18 protein-coding genes are annotated in these 18,367 nt (G+C 71.5%); 6 read left to right on the top strand and 12 right to left on the bottom strand.

The annotated features are described in order from the left end of the window. Positions 1–15 precede the first annotated feature (15 nt). On the bottom strand, positions 16–2,049 hold the full coding sequence (locus ABZ370_RS40900) for a thioredoxin domain-containing protein (protein WP_358632588.1): 2,034 nt from the start codon (positions 2,047–2,049) through the stop codon (positions 16–18). Positions 2,050–2,208: 159 nt separating this feature from the next. Here ABZ370_RS40900 and ABZ370_RS40895 point away from each other — a divergent pair, with 159 nt between their 5' ends. Beyond that, positions 2,209–2,775, top strand: a complete 567-nt coding sequence (locus ABZ370_RS40895; protein ID WP_358632585.1) for a Uma2 family endonuclease — start codon at positions 2,209–2,211, stop codon at positions 2,773–2,775. A gap of 69 nt (positions 2,776–2,844) precedes the next feature. Continuing rightward, the gene (locus ABZ370_RS40890) at positions 2,845–3,537 is read left to right on the top strand and encodes a GPP34 family phosphoprotein (RefSeq protein ID WP_358632582.1); all 693 of its coding nucleotides are present in this window, start codon (positions 2,845–2,847) and stop codon (positions 3,535–3,537) included. A gap of 33 nt (positions 3,538–3,570) precedes the next feature. Here ABZ370_RS40890 and ABZ370_RS40885 read toward each other — a convergent pair whose 3' ends face one another. Next, the gene (locus ABZ370_RS40885) at positions 3,571–4,671 is read right to left on the bottom strand and encodes a hypothetical protein (protein ID WP_358632579.1); all 1,101 of its coding nucleotides are present in this window, start codon (positions 4,669–4,671) and stop codon (positions 3,571–3,573) included. Then, entirely contained in the window at positions 4,664–5,650 is a 987-nt protein-coding gene (locus tag ABZ370_RS40880; RefSeq protein ID WP_358632576.1) for an LLM class flavin-dependent oxidoreductase, read from the bottom strand. Before ABZ370_RS40880 ends, ABZ370_RS40885 begins: the two co-directional genes overlap by 8 nt. Before the next feature lie 104 nt (positions 5,651–5,754). Here ABZ370_RS40880 and ABZ370_RS40875 point away from each other — a divergent pair, with 104 nt between their 5' ends. Both ABZ370_RS40875 and ABZ370_RS40870 read left to right on the top strand, forming a co-directional pair. Beyond that, positions 5,755–6,027, top strand: a complete 273-nt coding sequence (locus ABZ370_RS40875) for a helix-turn-helix transcriptional regulator (RefSeq protein ID WP_358632573.1) — start codon at positions 5,755–5,757, stop codon at positions 6,025–6,027. Then, positions 6,024–6,491 (top strand): hypothetical protein, encoded by a 468-nt coding sequence (locus ABZ370_RS40870; RefSeq protein ID WP_358632571.1) that lies wholly within the window; start codon positions 6,024–6,026, stop codon positions 6,489–6,491. Before ABZ370_RS40875 ends, ABZ370_RS40870 begins: the two co-directional genes overlap by 4 nt. Positions 6,492–6,628: 137 nt before the next feature. Here the strand turns inward: ABZ370_RS40870 and ABZ370_RS40865 are convergent, their stop codons facing one another. Further along, entirely contained in the window at positions 6,629–6,808 is a 180-nt protein-coding gene (locus tag ABZ370_RS40865) for an LxmA leader domain family RiPP (protein ID WP_358632568.1), read from the bottom strand. A gap of 123 nt (positions 6,809–6,931) precedes the next feature. On the opposite strand from ABZ370_RS40865, the gene ABZ370_RS40860 reads away from it, so the two are divergent. Both ABZ370_RS40860 and ABZ370_RS40855 read left to right on the top strand, forming a co-directional pair. Continuing rightward, positions 6,932–8,377, top strand: coding sequence for a pitrilysin family protein (locus ABZ370_RS40860; RefSeq protein WP_358632565.1), 1,446 nt, complete (start codon positions 6,932–6,934; stop codon positions 8,375–8,377). After that, positions 8,374–9,663, top strand: a complete 1,290-nt coding sequence (locus ABZ370_RS40855) for a pitrilysin family protein (RefSeq protein WP_358632562.1) — start codon at positions 8,374–8,376, stop codon at positions 9,661–9,663. The genes ABZ370_RS40860 and ABZ370_RS40855 overlap by 4 nt, the downstream gene beginning before the upstream one ends. 189 nt (positions 9,664–9,852) lie before the next feature. On the opposite strand, the gene ABZ370_RS40850 is transcribed toward ABZ370_RS40855, so the two are convergent. The 8 genes from ABZ370_RS40850 to ABZ370_RS40815 form a co-directional block, all read right to left on the bottom strand. Next, positions 9,853–11,106: an ABC transporter permease gene (locus tag ABZ370_RS40850; protein ID WP_358632559.1), complete on the bottom strand. Its 1,254-nt coding sequence runs from the start codon at positions 11,104–11,106 to the stop codon at positions 9,853–9,855. Continuing rightward, positions 11,103–12,098, bottom strand: coding sequence for an ATP-binding cassette domain-containing protein (locus tag ABZ370_RS40845; protein WP_358632556.1), 996 nt, complete (start codon positions 12,096–12,098; stop codon positions 11,103–11,105). The genes ABZ370_RS40850 and ABZ370_RS40845 overlap by 4 nt, the downstream gene beginning before the upstream one ends. Positions 12,099–12,169: 71 nt before the next feature. Next, positions 12,170–12,955 (bottom strand): class I SAM-dependent methyltransferase, encoded by a 786-nt coding sequence (locus ABZ370_RS40840; protein ID WP_358632553.1) that lies wholly within the window; start codon positions 12,953–12,955, stop codon positions 12,170–12,172. Further along, the gene (locus ABZ370_RS40835; protein ID WP_358632550.1) at positions 12,952–13,626 is read right to left on the bottom strand and encodes a flavoprotein; all 675 of its coding nucleotides are present in this window, start codon (positions 13,624–13,626) and stop codon (positions 12,952–12,954) included. Before ABZ370_RS40835 ends, ABZ370_RS40840 begins: the two co-directional genes overlap by 4 nt. Beyond that, the gene (locus ABZ370_RS40830) at positions 13,623–15,479 is read right to left on the bottom strand and encodes an ABC transporter ATP-binding protein (RefSeq protein WP_358632547.1); all 1,857 of its coding nucleotides are present in this window, start codon (positions 15,477–15,479) and stop codon (positions 13,623–13,625) included. The genes ABZ370_RS40835 and ABZ370_RS40830 overlap by 4 nt, the downstream gene beginning before the upstream one ends. Continuing rightward, complete coding sequence (locus ABZ370_RS40825) at positions 15,457–16,548, bottom strand: T3SS effector HopA1 family protein (RefSeq protein WP_358632544.1); 1,092 nt, start codon at positions 16,546–16,548, stop codon at positions 15,457–15,459. The genes ABZ370_RS40830 and ABZ370_RS40825 overlap by 23 nt, the downstream gene beginning before the upstream one ends. After that, complete coding sequence (lxmK, locus tag ABZ370_RS40820) at positions 16,545–17,648, bottom strand: class V lanthionine synthetase subunit LxmK (RefSeq protein ID WP_358632541.1); 1,104 nt, start codon at positions 17,646–17,648, stop codon at positions 16,545–16,547. Before lxmK ends, ABZ370_RS40825 begins: the two co-directional genes overlap by 4 nt. 243 nt (positions 17,649–17,891) lie before the next feature. Next, positions 17,892–18,062, bottom strand: a complete 171-nt coding sequence (locus ABZ370_RS40815; protein ID WP_358632538.1) for a helix-turn-helix transcriptional regulator — start codon at positions 18,060–18,062, stop codon at positions 17,892–17,894. Positions 18,063–18,367 lie beyond the last annotated feature (305 nt).

Below are 18,367 nucleotides of genomic sequence, written 5' to 3'. Positions count from 1 at the left end.
GCTGGTCAGCAGCTGTCAGCTCCCGAGCCGGGCCGTCAGCGCCGCGACGTCCGCCGTCGGGGCGTCACACGTGAAGTGGCGGCAGACGTACGCCGCAGGGCGCCCCTCCAGCAGCACCCGCCCCTCCAGCAGCGGCACCTCGTCGGAGCCGGGCGCGCCCACCGCGATCACCGCTCCCGGCGCCGTGCCCAGCAGCGCGGCCCGGTGCAGGGCGCGGGTCCCGGGGTCGCCGTCCGGTCCGACGACGGCCACCTCGCGCGGCCCGTCGAGCCGCGCCTCGGCCACCGCGAGACCCCAGCCGATGAACCGCGGCACCCGCGCGCCCAGCGCCCGCACCACACCCAGCGCCCGCTCGGCCGCGTCCCGGTGGCGGCCGCTCCCCGCGATGGCGGCGTAGGACAGCAGCGCCCCGGCGGCCGCCGTCCACCCGGAGGGGACGGAGTTGTCGGTCGGGTCCTGGGGCCGTCGGATGAGCGCCTCGGCGTCGTCGGCGGTGTCGAACAGGGTGCCGTCCTCGGCCGCGAAGTGGTGCAGCACGGTGTCCAGGAGCAGCCCCGCGAACTCGACCCACACGCCCTCGCCGGAGACCGCGGACAGCGCGAGGAAGCCCTCGGCCACATCGGCGTAGTCCTCCAGCACGCCCGCGTGGGCGCCCACGGCGCCGCCCAGCGAGGTGCGGGCGAGCCGCCCGCCGGTGTCCATGTGCAGGCGTACGAGCAGATCGGCGGCCTCGGTCGCGGCCTCGACCAGGTCGGGGCGGTCGAAGTAGGCGCCGGTCTCGGCGAGGGCGGCGATGGCCAGCCCGTTCCAGGCGGCCACGACCTTGTCGTCGCGGCCGGGCCGCTCCCGCCGCTCCCGCGCGGCCAGCAGCCGCTCCCGTACGGAGGCGAGCCGGTCGGCGTCGGCCGGGCGCGCGCCATCGGGCAGCTGAAGGACGGACGCACCCTCCTCGAAGGTGCCCTCCTCGGTCACCCCGAAGTACGCGGCGGCCCACTCGGCGTCCGCCTCGCCCAGCACCTCGCGCAGCTGCCCGGCCGTCCAGACGTAGTACGCGCCCTCGACGTGCCGCCCGGTGCCGTCGTCACTGTCGGCGTCCAGCGCGGAGGCGAACCCGCCCTGCTCGGTGCGCAGCTCGCGGACCAGGAAGTCGGCGGTCTCCAGGGCGACACGGCGCGCGAGATCCGATCCGGTGGCCCGCCAGAGGTGGGCGTAGACGCGGCACAGCAGCGCGTTGTCGTACAGCATCTTCTCGAAGTGCGGAACGATCCATTCCGCATCAACCGAGTACCGCGCGAACCCGCCCCCGAGCTGGTCGTAGATACCGCCCCGGGCCATCGCCTCACAGGTGGCCTGCACCATCTGCAACGCGCCCTCGGAACCGGTCCGGGCGTGGTGGCGCAGCAGGAACTCCAACGCCATGGACGGCGGGAACTTCGGCGCCCCGCCGAACCCGCCGCGCACGGCGTCGAATTCCCGGGTCAGCCCCATCAGCGCGGCGGCCAGATCCTCCGCACCGGGCGGCTGCGGCGCACCGGAGCCCAGCGCGATACCGGTGCGCTCGGCCAGGTCCCGCACGATCTTCCCGGCCACATCCCGGACCTCGTCCCGCCGGTCGGCCCACGCGGCCCGCACCCCCTCCAGCACCTGCCGGAACGAGGGCACACCGGGCCGGGCCCGGGGCGGGAAGTAGGTCCCGAAGTAGAAGGGCTCGGCATCGGGCGTCAGAAACACCGTCATCGGCCACCCGCCCTGCCCGGTCGCCGCCTGCACCGCCTCCATATAGACGGCGTCGACGTCGGGCCGCTCCTCGCGGTCGACCTTGACGGACACGAAGTGGGCGTTCAGATACTCCGCCGTCTCGGTGTCCTCGAAGGACTCGTGCGCCATGACATGGCACCAGTGGCACGCCGAATAACCGACCGACAACAGAATCGGCACACCACGACGCCGCGCCTCCTCGAAGGCACCCGACTCCCAGGGCCACCAATCGACGGGATTCTCGGCGTGCTGGAGCAGATAGGGCGAGGTCGCGCCACCCAACCGATTCATGCGGCCAGCCTCTCACACCACCCGGCCCCCGCCCGGAAAGGTTCAACGAGAGAAGGGGAGGCCATCGCACTCTCCCGAATCCGGCGCCCCGGCATCACAGGACAGTACGCTGAGCCCAGCAGCGCTGGACCTGTCGAGGCTCCTCGAAAGAGGTACACCATGACCGCCGAGATGGTGGCGCCCGCGTGGATGCACACACAGATCAGCGCGGAGCAGTACGACTCCTGGTCCGACGAGCAGTGCGCCGGCATCGAGATCGTGGACGGGATGGTCGTCGTGAGCCCGAGCGTGCCCAAGCGGCACAACCGGCTGGCCCGAATCCTGGCCAATGCCCTGGACGCCGCCGCAGGCCCGGACTGGAACGCCGACACTGACTTCGACGTCCGCCTGCAGGACGTTCCACTCACCAACCGCCGCCCGGACGTCGTCGTCTACCGGGCGGAGACCATCGACCTCACGCCCACCCGCCCCGAACACGTACTCCTGGTCGTCGAGGTCGTGTCGCCCGGCTCGGAGACCACCGACCGGATCGTGAAGGTCGACCAGTACGCCAAGGCCGGCATCCCCTTCTACTGGCGCATCGAGCAGGCCGCCACCGGTGTCCCCATCATCTACACCTACGTACTCGACCCCGCCACCAAGACCTACCGGGACGGTGAGATGTTCACCGGCACGATCAAGGCCGCCGCACCCTTCTCCGTCACCGTCGACCTGGGCGCCATCTGACAGCGCTGGAAGAATCGCAGTACGGGGCTCCTCATCACCAATGAGCGGCCGCACCCGCACACTGGGGGAATGGACACACCGATGGACGCGCCCGTGGAACTCCCCACCACGCTGGGCGAGCAGCTTCTGCTCCTCTCGTTGGACGACGAGTCCGGTACCGCCAAGGAGTCGGCGAAGGTGGCGCTGGCGATCTCCGCCGCCTCGCTGGTGGAACTCGCCCTCGCCGGTCGGATCGACGTGGCCGACGACAAGGTCACCGTCATCGACGCGACGCCGCTGGGCGAGCCCGGGCTCGACAGCGCGCTCGCCGCCATCGGTGGCAAGGACCGTCCGGGCAAGGCCAAGGACTGGATCACCCAGGGGAAGACGGACGCGGTGGCCCGGGCGAACGCGGGGCTGGTCGAGAAGGGGCTGGTCCGGGAGGAGAAGAAGAAGGTGCTCGGCCTCTTCCCGGTGCGCCGCTACCCGGAGGCCGACGGCTCGGTGGAGGCGGCGGTGCGGCAGCGCCTCGACGCGGTCGTCCTGCGGGGCGCGACGCCGGATGCCCGTACGGCGAGCCTGGTGGCTCTGCTGCACGGAGCGAAGCTGCACCGTCTGGCGTTCCCGGACGCCGACGCGCGCCGGGTCGCGGCGGCCATGGAGTCGGTCTCACGCGGCCAGTGGTCCGCGACGGCGGTTCGCCAGGCTGTGAAGGCCGCCGAGGACGCACTGGCGACGATCATCGCGGTGACGGTGACGACGACAGTCGTCGCGGGCAGCTGACGGCTGCTGGATGGGCTGCGGTGGCTGTGCCCGTCACCCAGGTCGCCCCGGACCGCCCGGCTTCTCCGCGGGCGTGGCCCACTGGAGCGCGGGGGCGCCGTCCTCGGTGAGCGTTTCCGCGAGCAGGTCGCAGTAGTGGCGCAGGTCCTCGTGCCAGCCGACGAACGAGGCGAAGTCCCGCATGTGGACGGCCAGTCGAAGCGTGGCCGCGCGTGCGGTGCCGGGCGGGACGGCGGCGGTGCCGTCGCCGCCGGTGTAACCGGAGAGCAGGGCGTGGGCCGCGATCGCGTAGTCGACCGGCGGGCCCTGTCCGGCGGAGCCGAGGCCGCGTGCGGCGGCGGCGCGCAGTTCGTGCAGTTCGCCGAGGAGCCAGCCGAGATCAAGGGCGGGATCGCCCCCGGTGGTCTCCTCCCCGGTGAGCAGGGCGGGGTGACCACCCGTCGGGGAGGGGACCAGCCAGCCGGTGCTGGGCGCGCCGTGCACCAGGACGGCACCTCCGCCGGGTGGTTCGTTCGCCGCCTCGGCCCAGTCCGTCAGCCGGGCCCACAGCGAGGGGCCGAGCCGGGTGCGGGCCAGCGCGCGCAGCCGCGTCGCCTCAGGGGGGTTCTCCTCCCCGGAGAAGTCTCCGGAGGCCTCTCCGGAGATCCAGGTGAGGAGCCGTCGCACGCCGTGATGCGGCGGCCGCTCAGGCAGTTCCCACGGCTCCCGGTGCAGCCGCCGCAATGTCCTGCCCGCGTCCGCCAGGGCACTTGACGAGAGCCGGAAGGCGGTGTCGTCGCCGGAGGGCAGCAGCCGGGCCACCGAGACGGCGCCCGGCACGCGGTACAGCACACCGGGCCGCGCGCTCGGCCGTGTCTCATCCCGCGACGCGGGGGCGACGGCCCACTCCCCCAGGGCGAGCCGGGCACCGCGCCGGTCTTCGGAGGCGTCGCCGGTACGGGTGGCGGCGGTGTCGACGCGGCGCAGTGCCGCGCCGACCGCCGTCGGGGGCAGGCGCTGCGGACGGGTGTGGGCCGGGCCGGGGGCGCGCAGCCAGCTGAATCCGCTGTTCCCGTGGTAGCGCACGGTGATCCGCAGATAGCGGGTGCCGTATTCGCGTACGGTGACGGGCTCTCCTTCCGAAGGCTCAGCCACCGTGCCGCCGCCGGACCGCCTCGATGATCTCCCGGGCATCGCGGAACGCCGCGTCCCGGCCCTCGGTGAAGGCCACCCCGGCGCAGTTGAGGATCACCTCGTCCACCCCGGCGTCCCGGTACTCGTCGAGCCGGGCGGCGATGTGGTCCGCCGAGCCGAATACGTACGTACCGCTGTCCACCAGGGAGAGGGCACCGGCCCTCGGGTCGGACGATTCGGCCGGTACACCGGCCCGGCGCAGCATGTCCGTGTAGTGGTCGGCCGAGAGGTGCCCGGAGGCGGCGGTGTGGGCGAGCACGTACGGGTCCCGGCCGCCGCGCTCCACCGCGACATGAACGACGGTCGCGACGCGGCAGCGGGCGTCCCTGTCCTTGGCCCCTTCCTCCAGGGCGGGCAGCAGGGTCTCGGCGACGTATCCGGGCGGGGTCATCCAGGTGATGGCGACATCGGCGACGCCGCCGGCGGTGCGCGCCATATTGGGGCGCAGCACGCCCACGCCGACCTCCACGCCGGGGTGTTCCATGGGTATGAGCCGCCCCCGCAGGGCGTGGTAGTCGCCCGCGTGGTCGACGACCTTCCCGTCGAGCAGGGAGCGGACCGTGCGCAGGTAGTCCGCGGCCATCGTTCGCGGGCTGGGATACGGGCGTCCGTTGAGGCCGCGCACGAACGCCGGTGCGCCGACGCCGTATCCGGCCACCACCGGCAGACCGGTCATCAGGGCCAGTGAGCGCGCCTGGAGGGCGGCCTCGTAGGGGTGGCGCAGCGGCATCAGGGTCACGCTGGTGCCGATGGGGACGCGTACGCCCGCACCGGCGAGATGGGCGAACGCCTGGTGGGTCTCCACCTTGAGCGACTGCCCGGTCCACAGGCGGCGCGCACCGGTGTCGCGTACCAGCTCGGCGTGGGGCCGCAGGGCGTCCGGGGTGTCCGGCATGTCGGGCACGAGCACGCTCGGGAGCACGTTCGCATCGGTGGTCACGGGTAGCACACCTTCCCTTGTCTCTGGTGCGGTGACTCCTGCCAGAGCCGCCAGAGCCGTTGCTTTTCCTTGACGAACTGTTGTGTTTCCACTACATTCCTTGCATGAGCCCAGTGAGCCATCGCGAGGGAATGCCGATCTACAACCAGCTGAGAGTGCTCCGCGCGGAGCGCGGCCTCAGCAGGGTCGCGCTGGCCAAGTCGGTGGAGGTGCACCCGCAGACCATCGGTGCCATCGAGCGGGGCGACTACTTCCCGAGCCTCGATCTGGCGTTCCGGTTCAGCGACGTGTTCGAGCTTCCGATCGAGGCGATCTTCAGCCGCAAGCCCTTCGCCCCGCTGTCCGCCCAGCTGTACAACAAGGAGGCACGCTCGTGAGTCGGCAAGGTTCTGACGGGACGACGGATCTGGTCCGCAGCCCCTCGTCCCCCGTGGCGCTCTCGCTCTGCGCGCTGAGCGCGGCCATGGTGGTGCTGTCGCTGATCTCCGAGGGCAACGCGTTCTCCGACTCATGGTGGCTCGTGGCCTTCGCCGTCTGGCTGCTGATGTGGGGCGTGCTGCGCTCGATGACCCGCGGCGTGGCAGAACGGCCGCGAGAGGGACTGGACGAACGCGAGCGCGGGCTGCGCGACCGCGTCTCCTTCATCGGATATCAGTGCGCGGTCGGCGCCGGTATGGCCGTCGTCCTGCTCATGGTCGCCTTCCAGAACGAGCCCGCGATGATCGAGCGCATGCCCGCGCTGCTGACGACGCTGATGCTGACGTCATCGGCGCTGCCCTCCATCATCCTGGGGTTGTCCGGTGCGGGCGTCGAGGACGCCGAGGCAGATCACGACGAGTGATCCGACAGGACGAGTGACCCGACAGGCGGAGACCGGCGACCCGGTTCTCGTGCGGCAGGGCGGGTGCCCACCGATTGCGGCGGTGGGCACCCGCCCTGCTTCTCAGCGGGTCACGCGGTCCAGCGGGATCACCTGGGTCAGCAGGAGTGATCGAAGGTGTTGTCGACCGACACGGCCGAGACGGCGGACGCGGCGGAGATGCAGGCCTGCGACGAGGTGGTGATGGTGATGGTGGCGCCCGGAGCCTCCACCGCCGGAACGATCTCGTCGGCGTCGGCGTAGGCGGAGTAGCCGCTGATGAGGGCCTGGGTGTTCATAATGACTCCCGTTGGTGATAGTGGAATTGAGTGGCGACCGGTTCGGCGATTTCATCGATCACGCCCTCCGGCCGCGACAGAACCATTCCCTGACCGACGCACGATGGCAATGGGATTGACCGCATGCGGACACTGGCCGCTATCGGTCAACGCTCCCCGTTGAGCCGGTACTTGACTCGTGCTTTACTCGACCGGGTGACCCGAAATCAGCTGCGCCGCCTGGTATTGGACAATGGCCTGCGGGTGCTGATGGCACCGAATCCCGTCGGCGCGTCGATCGGCGTCGCGGTGCACTACGGCGTCGGTTTCCGGACCGAACCAAAAGGACATACGGGCCTCGCACACCTCTTCGAACACCTGGTGTTCCAGGGCGGCCGCCGTGCCGCACCCGAGGGGTACCTGCCCCAGGTGCAGCGCGCCGGCGGCTTCGGCGACGCCAGGACCCGCCAGGATGTGACGGTCTACTACGCCGCCGCCCCGGCCTCCGCATTGGAAATGCTGCTCGCGCTCGAAGCGGACCGAATGCGCTCGCCTCGCATTTCCGAGCGAAACCTGCGCACACAGACCGCGGTGATCGACGAGGAGATCCGCCTCATGGTCCGCAATCGCCCCTACGGCGCTTTCCCCTGGGTGCTGCCGCGTGCCCTGCACCGTCGTGCGGAGAACACCAGGGACGGGTACGGCGAAACCGTCGATCTGGCAGCATTCGACATCCCGCTGTGCGAGAGGTTTTTCGCCGACCACTACGGCCCCGCAAATACCGTGGTGACCCTGACCGGTGCGTTCGACCCGGGCACGGCGGAGCGTCTCGTCCGCAGCCACTTCGAGCGCCTGTCGGCGCGTCCGCCGGTGGCCGCGCCCGACGTGCACGAGCCGTTGCCGCGAGAGGAGCGGCGGCTGACGGTCGCCGACCCGCACGCCGGGTCGCCCGCGGTGGCGGTGGGCTACCGGATGCCGGACCCGGTCACCGAGCGCGCCGGCTATCTCGCCCACCTCGTACTGGCCGCGCTGCTCGGACAGGGCAGGCACGCCTTGCTGCGCCGGGGGCCGACCGCCGCCGCGGGCGTGTCCAGCCTGTCGGTGGGCTGCGGTCTGTTCGGGCTGCCGCTGGACACGGCGGGGCCCGATCTGCTGACGCTGTTCGCCGTGCACGAGCACGAGCACGGCGCCGAGGACGTCCTGGCCGCACTGGACAGCACGCTGGAGGCGCTGGCGAGGGACGAGGTCGATGGCGGCCTGCTGCGCGCCACGACCGCCCGCTGGGCCGCCGGGTCGCTGCGCGAGCTCGGCGATCCGGGCACCCGGGCACAGTTGCTCGGTCTGCGCGAAGCGCTGTTTGGCGAGGCCGAGTTGACCCAGGCGCTGCCGGAGCTGGTGCGGACCGGGGTGAGCGGTGAACAGGTGAGCCGGGCTGCCGCCCGGCTCAGGTCCTCGCACCGGGCGGTCGTGCGCTTCGTACCGGGAGAACCGGGAGAACCGGGAGAAGCGGGAGAAGCGGGAGAAGCCGCGCCTCGGGGCAGCGCGCGAGAGAAACGGGAGCCGCGGGAGAAGCGGGAGAAGGCGGCATGACCGGGCGGCTGCCGCTGCCCGACGTCGACATCACTCTCGGCAACGGGCTGCGCGTGGTGGTCTGTTCGGCCCCTGTCGTCCCCCTCGTCGAGATCCGGCTCACCGTCCCGTACACCGCCACGAGCCCCGGCGACGTGGCGCTGTGCCAACTGCTGGCCGGGGTCCTGTTGCAGGGCTCCGCGCACCGGGACGCGGACGGCTACGACGCGGCGCTCGCCGCGCACGGCGCCACCCTGAACGCCGCCGCGGACGCCGGCAAACTCACCGTCGCCGGGCACACCATGGCCGACGCCCTGCCGCCCGTACTCGCCCTGCTGGCCGAGTCCGTCCGCGAGCCGCGGCTGACGGAGGACGTCGTCACGCCCGAACGGATACGGCTTGCACGCCGTATCCGGCTGGCCACCCACCAGCCCGCGGCCCTCGCCCAGCACGCGCTGCTGCGACGGCGGTACGGCGAGGAGACCGCCGCCCGGCGGCAGCCGACGCCCGAACTGGCCGCCGCCTGCACACCGGACGACCTGGCGAAGCTGCACGCGCGGCACCTGGGGGCCGAAGGCGCGGTGCTGGTACTGGTCGGAGACCTGAGGCCGGAGGAAGCCGTCGCCACGGTCACGGACGCGTTCGGGTCGTGGGAGGCGGGGCCGGACGGTGACATACCCGAGGTGCCGCCGTGGTTCGCGGGCGGGCCGCTGCTCCGGGTGGCCCGGCCCGGGTCCGTCCAGAGCGTGATCCGGCTGGCCACCCCCGCGCTGCCCCGAACGGACCCGGGCTACCCGGCCCTGCACCTGGCCCAGTTGGTCTTCGGCGGGTCCTTCGCCTCCCGGCTGGTCGCGCGTCTGCGCGAGGACGAGGGGTACGCCTATCAGCTCGGTTCGGGTGTGGAGTCGGTACCGGGGGCCTCGACGCTGATGGTCGAGGCCGACACCGCCGCCGAGCACACCGTGCCCGCCCTCGCGGTGATCAAGGAAGAGCTGGAGCGCATGGCGACCGAGCCGCCGTCGGTACGGGAGGTCGACGCCGCCAGGAGTTACGCGGCCGGTTCCACCGCGACGGCGATGTCGTCACCGGGCGCGCTGGCGTCCGGTCTGGCGAACCTGCTGCACATCGGGGTCGCCTCCGACTGGCTGCACCACTGGGGACCGCTGATGGAAGGCGTGCCGTACGACGCGGTCGGCGAGGCGGCCCGCCGGTTCTTCCGGCCCGCCGGTTTTACGGGTGTGATCGTCGCCGACGACGCGGCGGTGGCACCGCTGCGCCGCGGTGCCACCGACGAACTCGACTTCTGAGTGGGCCAATCAGGTAAGTCAGTCCCGGCTCTTCTTGATCCCCGCGACAACGGCGACGAGAACGGCGATGCCGACGGCGATCCAGAGGGCGGTGCTCATGAGGTCTCCTACGGTGTCAGGTGGCCCGGGGGCCGGTTGGTGTGTTCCGAAATAGGTTCCGAAAGGTTCCGAATAGGTTCCGCATAGGGGCTAACGCAGCCGCAGCGCCTCGGCGAGCGGAACGCGGGAGCCGCTGCGCAGCACGCTGTTGGCGTACATGCGTCCGGCGATACGGGTCATCCCGGCCAGGGCGGCGGCCGCCAGCACCAGGGAGAGCGCGATCTGCCAGACCGGGGCGATGCCGAGCAGCATGCGTGCGGGCATCAGGATCGGGCTGAGCGGCGGTACGAGCGACAGCCACTCGATCACCGGGTCGTGGGCGTTCTTGCTCAACAGGGCGATGCCCAGCACGAACGGCGCGGTGATGAGCAGCATCACCGGTTGCACCACCCCCTGGAGGTCCTCCTGCCGTGAGACCCGCGCGGCCGCCGCGGCCAGCATCGCGGCGAAGAGGAAGAAGCCGAGCAGGAACCAGGTGCCCAGCGTCACCAGCGTCCCGCCCACGGCGGTCGGCAGGGTGATGGAGCCGGTGCCCTGGGCGAGCGCCACCGCGGCTCCGCCGAGCACCACGAGCTGGGTCAGCCCGGCCACGGCCACACCGATCAGTTTCCCGGCGAGAAGCTGCCAGGGGCGGATGGTGGAGAGGAGCAGCTCCACCACACGACTGGTCTTCTCCTCCACCACGCCCTGCGCCAGCATGATCCCGTAGAAGACGAAGAAGAAGTACAGCAGTCCGGTGGAGGTGAGGATCAGCGCGAACTGCTCGGCCGCGCTGGTCTCCGACGGCTCCAGGGCGTCGACCTTCACGGTGGACGACGCCACCTGCTCCCGGAATTCCACGGGGTCCACCCCCGCGCGCTCCAGTTCCCTGGTGGTGCGCTCCTCGGCGGCCGCGGCACGCACCACCGCGAGCAGGTCCTCGTCCGCTTCACGTTCCACGGACAGCGTGAGCTGCCCGCCGGTGCGGCCGATCACGGCGGAGAGTTCCCCCTCGCGCAGGAGCCGGTCGGTACGGTCGCCGTCGACGGCGACGAACTCGAAGTCGCCCGCCTCTTCGGCCACCGCGGCGAGCACCGGGCGCGTCGCCGAGGCCTCCCGCTCGACGCCGACCCTGGTCGGCCCCCCATCGGAGGCGAGAATGATCAGGGCGTAGACGCCGAGTCCGAGCAACAGGCCCAGGGTGCTCATCACGAAGGACTTCGTCCGCATCCTGCTGCTGATCTCCCGCCGGGCGACCAGGCCGACGGCGCGGCGGGCCGACAGGGCGCCGGGGCCGTCGTCCGCGCCGGGGCCATCGTCCGCCGAGCCGGTCGCTCCGCCCGGCGCACGCGTCACCGTGCTCATCGCTCGCCGCCCCCGCCTGCCGGGGCGCCCGCCGGTTCCCCTGCCGATGCGCCCGGGTGCGCCGTCTCTCCGGCGTCCTCCCCGGGCGCGTCTGCTCTGGTGATCAGATCGCGGTACAGCTCGGTCAGCGGAGGATGTTCGGAGACGAAGGCCGAGACCGGCCCGGTGGCCAGCGCCGCGTGGAGCACCCGCTGGTCGTCCGCGCCCTTCGCCAGGCGGAGCCGGGTACGGGTGCCCTCGCGGCTCACGACCTCCACGCCCGCCAGCCCCGCGGCCCAGTCCTCGCCCGCCTCCGGGGCGTCGACCAGCAGTCGGCGATCGGCGTTCTCGCTCAGCTCCTCGACCGACCCGCAGGCGATGAGCCGCCCGCCGCCGACGATGCCGACCCGGTCGCAGACGCGCTCGACGAGCGACAGCTGATGGCTGGAGAACATGACGGGGACCCCGTCGGCGGCCCGTTCGGCGAGCACGTCGCGCATGGTGTCGACCGCCACCGGGTCGAGGCCGGAGAACGGCTCGTCGAGCACCAGCGCCTTCGGCCCATGGACCAGCGCCGCGGCCAGCTGGACCCGCTGCTGGTTGCCGAGGCTGAGGTTCTGGACCTCCTCGGAGGCGTACGTGGAGAGCTCCAGCCGCTCGATCCACCGCCCCGCCGCCGCCCGCGCGGCCGCCGGTGACAGGCCGTGCAGCTCGCCCAGATACCGCAGGTGTTCGCGGACCTTCATCCGCGGATAGAGACCGCGCTCCTCGGGCATGTAGCCGAACTGCCTGCGGGCGGCGAAGTCGACCGGGCGGCCGAGCCACCGGACCTCGCCCGCGTCGGGTGTGAGGACTCCGAGGATGATCCGCATCGTGGTGGTCTTGCCCGCTCCGTTGCTTCCCACGAAGCCGAACAGCTCACCGGCGCGGATGTCGAAGGTCATGCCGTCGACGGCCCGACGCCTGCCATAACTCTTCCGTACGCCGTCGACCTCCAGCACCGGCACAGCCATGTCGCGCACCTCCCAAGGCACTGCGTTAACTCACTGAAGTATTGTGTTAACACATCACTCCGTCAAGTTAGTCATGCGCTTTGGCGCTCCACCACATAGACATGCTTCTCCGCCTGATCCGTCACCTGACCGCGGTCCCAGTCGGCCCAGCGGCCGGTCACCCGCAGTCCCGCGAGCCGGGCCATCACGTCGAACTCCGCAGGCCAGGCGTACCGGCTGACCTCCGGCACCTTCCGCAGCCCACCGGGGCCCATGATCGTGTGGACGACCAGGACGGACTGGAGCGACTGGTTCACCTGGATCGTGTCGAGCAGCAACGCGTCCGGCGCCAGATGGCCGACCCGGGTCGTCGCCTCGGTGAGCCGGTGGTACGTCTGCGGGTTGTACGTCTCGAAGACCGCGACCCCGCCGTCCGCCAGGGCGTCGTGGATGCCGCGGAGGCAGTTGATCTGCTGCTCCTGGGTGGGCAGCATGAAGAAGGTGTTGAGCGCGGTGAGGACGAGGTCGTACCGCCCCTCGACGGCCAGCGCACTGAAGTCGCCCACCGACGTGGTGACACCGCCCGTGGGGTCGTTCTCGTGGAGCTTCGCCAGCATCGCGGGGGACGCGTCCACACCGTGCACCCGGTAGCCGTGCCCGGCCAGCGGGATCGCCAGGCGACCGGTACCGACTCCCAGTTCGAGCAGCGAGGCGGGGGCGGGGCACAGCTCCTGGAGGAAGGCGACCATGGAGTCGATGGCGGGGCCGGTGGCGGGGTAGAGCGAGTCGTAGACGTCCGCCAGCGACTCGCCGTACGCGCCGGCCCCGCCCGGCTTCGCGTCCTTGTGCCCGGTCTGCCCAGGGGTTCCGGCGGTCATGGCTGCCTCCGCGAGGTGTCAGGTGGGTGGGTGTTCCCGCTCGGCCCGGCCGGACCGCCGGAGGCCGGTGCCCCCAGCTCCGCCCGCAGCCGGTCGGCCGCGGCCAGCACGTCGGGGAAGGACGCCGGGGCCCACGCCTCGCGCTTCCCGCTGGTCGTACTGCGGCCGGGATGGGGTGGGACGACGATCACGTTGCGCCGCGCGCCGAGCTTGGCGGTGTGTTCCTCGTACGCCGCGCTCTCCGCGCCGCCGGGCGGCAGCGCGGGCGCCAGCGCGATCGCCGCCCGCGTGCACTGAAGCGCGAGGAGGGAGGGCGAGTCGCCCAGCCCGATGGCCAGTCTGGCCAGGTAGTTCAGCGTCGCGGGCAGCACCACGACCGCGTCGGGCCACTGCGCGAGGTCCACATGCCGGGCGCGCGGCTCCGGCTCGTCGGGCCATCGGTCCGCCAGCACCTCACAGCCGCCGATGGCGACCAGCGCCTCCCGGGTGACGAACCTGGTGGCCGCCCCGGTCAGTACGTACCGCACCTCCGTGCCGGGGTGCCCGACCTTCAGCCAGCTGGCCCAGAACGGCAGATGGGCTGCGGTCACCGAACCCGTCCCGATCACCAGCAGGCGCCGCGTCCCCACCGGTCCGGCCGCGCCCGCCGTACTGCCCGCCGTACCGCTCACCGGCCCGCCGTCCCGGCCACCGGAGCGGGCGGCACCGGGCCGCCGGACGGTGCGGCGCCACCGGACGGGGCGGCGCCGACAGGCACCGGAGTGCCGACCGCCCGCCTCGCCGGACCGCCGCGCAGGGACTGTCCGTGCACCAGCTCCTGGTAGAGCGCCGAGCGCGTCAGCAACTCCTCGTGCGTACCCCGGTCGACGATGTGTCCCTCGTCCACGACCACGATCAGATCGGCGTCCTGCACCGTGGAGATGCGGTGCGCGACCACGATCACCGCGCGCTCGGCCGCCAGCGCGCGCATCAGCGCCCGCAGCCGTTCCTCGTTCTCGCTGTCGAGCTGCGAGGTCGGTTCGTCGAAGATGACGATGCGGGTGTCCCGCAGCAGGACCCGGGCGGCCGCCAGCCGCTGCCGCTGGCCTCCCGACAGATCCTCGGCCCGTCCCAGCTCGGTGTCCAGACCGTCCGGCAGCGCTTCCACGGCGCCGCGCAGCGCCAGCGTCTCCAGCGCCCGCCACAGCTCCGCGTCCGGCAGGTCCTCGTCCCGCCCGAGCTGGAGGTTCTGCCGCACCGTGCCCTCGACGAGCGTGAAGCTCTGGTCGACGTAGTTGATCTCGCCGCGCAGCTGGTGCAGGGGCCACCGCTCGACCGGCGACCCGCATACGGAGATACGGCCCGAATCGGGCAGGAGGAAGCGCTCGGTGAGCCCGAGCAATGTCGTCTTTCCCGCCCCGGACGGCCCGACGATGGCGGTGAGCCCTCGTGCGGGGGCCGCGAAGGACGCCTCGTGGATGATGGTGCGCCCGCCGTCCGTGTAGGTGACCGCGTCGAACTCCACCGCGGGCGCGGTCGGTGACGGCTCGACCGGAGAGGCGGCCCCGACGCCTTCCGGGGCGATGGTGAGCACACTGTTGAGACGTTCGCGAGCGGCCAGCCCGCTCTGCATCCGGGCCACGCCCGAGACCAGCAGGGTCAGCGGCGCGACGAGTTGCAGCAGGTAGACGATGAAGGCGGCGAACTCGCCGATGCCCAGGTCCCCGGAAGCGAGCCGGGCACCGCTGGTGACCATCACCGCGATGATCGAGAGCTGCTGGCCGAGCTGCATCGTGGGTCCGACCAGGGCGGACATCCGCGCGACCGATACGGCGGCCCGGCGCGCGTCTTCGACGCTGTGGCCGACCGTGGACGCCACCTGGCGTTCGGCGAGGAACGCCTTGACCGTGGGCAGTGACAGCACCGCCGCCGTCATCTGCTGCGACATCGTCCCGATGGCGTGCTGCTGGCGTTCCACACCACCGCGGATCGACCGTACGCACAGGAAGATGCCGACACCGGCGATCGTGAAGGTGGCGAGCACGACGAGCAGCAGGACCCAGTCCAGCGTGCCCATGGCGACCAGGGTGCCGACGGCCAGGAAGAGCGAGGACGGGAGCTGCGCCACGCCGACGTCCACCACGGAACGCAGTTGCGTGCTGTCGGAGTTGGCGCGGGCGACCAGATTCCCGGCTCCTTCACGCCGCACCCGCCGCAGCGGCAGGGTCAGGATGTGCGCGACGATGCGGAACCGTGCCTCGGACACCAGGCCCTCACCGGCCCGGGCCAGCAGGTAGGAGGAGAGCGCCGCTGCCAGCCCGGCGCCCACGGCGAGGCCCGCCATCATGAGCATCGGGCCGACGGGACGTTCGTCCTCGGCGAGAGCCATCACCAGATCGCGGACCTGGAGGGGGAGGACGAGGGTGGCGGCGGCGGAGAGCAGGCTCAGCACCACCGCGGCGGCCACGGTGGCCTTCCGGCCCTCCAGAAGCTGCGTGAAGACGCGCAGTTCTCGGGTGTCGTCAGGGCGTGGCTCTCCGGCCATGGTGAGGGACCTCCTGCAGAGTGCGGTTGAATCCGGTCGGCCAGTCGCTGGAGTCGAGATTCCGGGCGGGGTCGGCGGGATCGACGTTCGCCGCGACGCACGCCGCCGCCAGCTCGGCGGCCGTCGGATGCTCACGGCGGTGTTCCGCCGCGCTCACGAAGGCCCGCGCGACCACATGTGCCCGGTGTTCGCCGAAACTCAGTCCGCGCATGCCCGTACGGTCGTCCTTCGGCTCCCACGCGGCCGTCACACCGGGCGCGATCACATGGGCGAACGCCGGGGCGGGCCCCTCCGGCAGGCCGGTGGCGAGGGCGGTTTCGGTCACCACGTCGACCATGTGCCAGGAGCGCGAGCCGAGGTAGAGGACCATGCCGTCGTTGCGCGGCAGGCTCGCCGGATTCGAGATGATTTTCGCGCGATAGGTCGCGGAGCGGCTCTCCAGAGCGCTCAGTACGGCATGCCACAGCTCAGGTGCCGCGTCGGGGTCGGCCACCCGCAGATAGAGCCGCAGCAGATCGCCACCGCCGGTGCGGCCCGCACCGCTGTCCACGAGGAAGAAGCCGGGAGAGACCAGCGGGCGGGCCGACGGGAGGGGCGTCATCACCACCGGGCGTCCGGGATCGCCCGCCAGCCGCCCGGTTTCCCGCAGCGTCACCGAGTCCGGGACGCCCACGCGCAGGCCGTCGAGCTCCACGACCCGCCGCCCGGCGGCCGACCGCCGCTCGGTGAGGATCGCCGCGGCGACCGTCTCCGGATGCGGTGTCGCCTTGGCCAGTCGTGCCTCGAAGTCCGGCGCGCGCAGCGTCTTGGGCGGCGTGCGGTCCTTGACCCCGCGCCCGGTGTGCAGCACTTCGTACAGGGTGCGGGCGAGCGCGAAGCGCATCGCGGACGCGGACTCGGCGGTCACCTCGTCGTCCCGTACCCAGGCCGTCCTGCCGTCCGGCGCGATCCGTACGTCCTCCAGCGCCCTGCGGAGCCCGGCCGAAAGCGCCGGTACGGGCCCCCCGTTCGCGGAGGGCCGCTCCGGCACGCGACCGGGCGTGGCGATCTCTTCGGCGTGCGTGCTCATGGAGCCTCCCCGAGTCCGACCGTGGAGACGAAGCTCCGCGGATCAAGTAGCGCGGTCCGGCCGATGCCCGCCGCCGCCCGGACGATGGCCGACAGCCTGCCGCTCTCCCTGGTCGAGGCGATCAGCCGATCGATCAGGTGCCATCCGGCGTAGGACGTGGCACGCACCACGAGTCCGTCGTCGTCGGGGCCCCCGCCCTCGCGGTAGCCACGGTGGAACGCGGAGATCAGCGGCAGTACGCGGGCCAGCTCCTCGCTGCCGCGCGCCACGACGTCCTCGTGGGTGAGCACGGGGGAGAACGCGTCGTCCGTCTCCTGCCCGGGAATCCGCAGCACCGCACGGTGCAGCCACTCGCCGACGTACGCCCCGACGTCGCGGGCCGGGTCACCGAGCCTGAACTCTTCCCAGTCGTTGACGTAGAACGCCATGTCGGTGAACGACGTGTCGGTGAGCGCCGTGTCGGTGAAAGCCGTGCCGCTGACCAGGAACTGATCCAGCCGCAGGTCACCGTGGACGGGCACTCGTGCGACTCCGGCCTCGGCCGCCCGCAGCCGCTCCAGCGCTTCGAGCAGCGCGGCATCACGCTGCAACAGCGCCCATGCCTGCACGAAGGCGCCGGTGGCGTTGACGTAGATCTCCAGCGGCAGCGACCGCAGGTCTTCGACCGGTGGGAACGGGTGGGGGTCCGGCCCGGGGAAGTCCTCGGCCCGGAAGGGGAGTCGATGCAGCGCGGCCAGCGCCCGGCCGGCCTCCGCCGACATGGACTCGGTGAACTCCTCGTCCGCGGCCAGCTCGCTGCCGGACCTGATGTCGTCCAGCATCCGGAACACCAGCAGCCGCTGCTCCTCGTCGCCCCCCAAGAACTCGGGGCGGGGAACAGCCTGGACGCCGCCCTTCACCAGACGCTCGAACGCCAAGACCCTTTGGTAGCGCTTCAGGGATTCCCCGGGACTCCCCCTGAGCTGTTTCACGAATACCGAATTACCGGTGTCCGTGATACCGGACCAGTTCTCGTTCCGGCCAGGATAGGAGTAGACCTCCGAGGCGCTCAGTGAACCTAACCCGAGCTGACTCAGAAGCTGTTCGACCGATGCACTCACGGGACTGTCGACAGCCGACGCGGAAGACCGGACCTGCGGGTACTTAATCTTTTCGCCTGCCACAGACGCTTTCTATCCCGGGACGATGCCGCCGGACAACGAATTGACCGGCATCGGCCACCGGCGGCAGGGCGCACGGGGCGCGGTACAGGACGACCGCCGAGCCGCCCGACGTTTCCGCCGACGGCGTGGCCCGTCACGGCACCCGGGCGCCCACGAGGGGCGCGGACAGCGTGACTCCGGTCAGATGATTCTTCGGCGCACGGCCCACACCACTGCTTCGATCGGGGTTTCCACGTCGACGTGGTCGCATATCGACCGGAGTTTACGCCGGAGGGTGCGGTCGCTCATCTCCATATGACGGGCGACCTGCACCATGGTGCAGCCCTGGGAGACGAGTTGAAGGATTCTCAAGTGATCGTTTCCTAGTTTGACGTGGGGATCTCTTAAGGAAGTACTTGAATTCACCTATCAACCTTACGTTCACCCGGCGGTGAGGCGCCGGATTCCGAGGCACTAAAAGCGCATGAGGAAGATGGGTCGCGATAACCGGTTCTCGGTGAATGGGTGAATCGGCCATGGCGAGCCATGACAGAAATATGCGAAGCGACCGGCGCGGCCTACGTCTGGAGGCGGCGCTCCGCAGTGAAGTCCTCGGGCGAGGCGTCCTGATCAACTCGTTCAAAATGCATGAAGCTCCCCCTGGATTCAGACCGCAT

This window comes from Streptomyces sp. NPDC005962 (assembly GCF_040629205.1).
Lineage (GTDB): Bacteria > Actinomycetota > Actinomycetes > Streptomycetales > Streptomycetaceae > Streptomyces.
The sequence above is the reverse complement of the archived record's forward strand: the minus strand, read 5'-3'. Positions and strand labels throughout refer to the sequence as shown.

Coding starts and splice junctions, on each gene's coding strand:
- ABZ370_RS40900 (WP_358632588.1), bottom strand. CDS start 2,049: ATGAATCGGTTGGGTGGCGCGACCTCGCCCTATCTGCTCCAGCACGCC.
- ABZ370_RS40895 (WP_358632585.1), top strand. CDS start 2,209: ATGACCGCCGAGATGGTGGCGCCCGCGTGGATGCACACACAGATCAGC.
- ABZ370_RS40890 (WP_358632582.1), top strand. CDS start 2,845: ATGGACACACCGATGGACGCGCCCGTGGAACTCCCCACCACGCTGGGC.
- ABZ370_RS40875 (WP_358632573.1), top strand. CDS start 5,755: ATGAGCCCAGTGAGCCATCGCGAGGGAATGCCGATCTACAACCAGCTG.
- ABZ370_RS40865 (WP_358632568.1), bottom strand. CDS start 6,808: ATGAACACCCAGGCCCTCATCAGCGGCTACTCCGCCTACGCCGACGCC.
- ABZ370_RS40860 (WP_358632565.1), top strand. CDS start 6,932: ATGCGGACACTGGCCGCTATCGGTCAACGCTCCCCGTTGAGCCGGTAC.
- ABZ370_RS40855 (WP_358632562.1), top strand. CDS start 8,374: ATGACCGGGCGGCTGCCGCTGCCCGACGTCGACATCACTCTCGGCAAC.
- ABZ370_RS40850 (WP_358632559.1), bottom strand. CDS start 11,106: ATGAGCACGGTGACGCGTGCGCCGGGCGGAGCGACCGGCTCGGCGGAC.
- ABZ370_RS40845 (WP_358632556.1), bottom strand. CDS start 12,098: ATGGCTGTGCCGGTGCTGGAGGTCGACGGCGTACGGAAGAGTTATGGC.
- ABZ370_RS40840 (WP_358632553.1), bottom strand. CDS start 12,955: ATGACCGCCGGAACCCCTGGGCAGACCGGGCACAAGGACGCGAAGCCG.
- ABZ370_RS40830 (WP_358632547.1), bottom strand. CDS start 15,479: ATGGCCGGAGAGCCACGCCCTGACGACACCCGAGAACTGCGCGTCTTC.
- ABZ370_RS40825 (WP_358632544.1), bottom strand. CDS start 16,548: ATGAGCACGCACGCCGAAGAGATCGCCACGCCCGGTCGCGTGCCGGAG.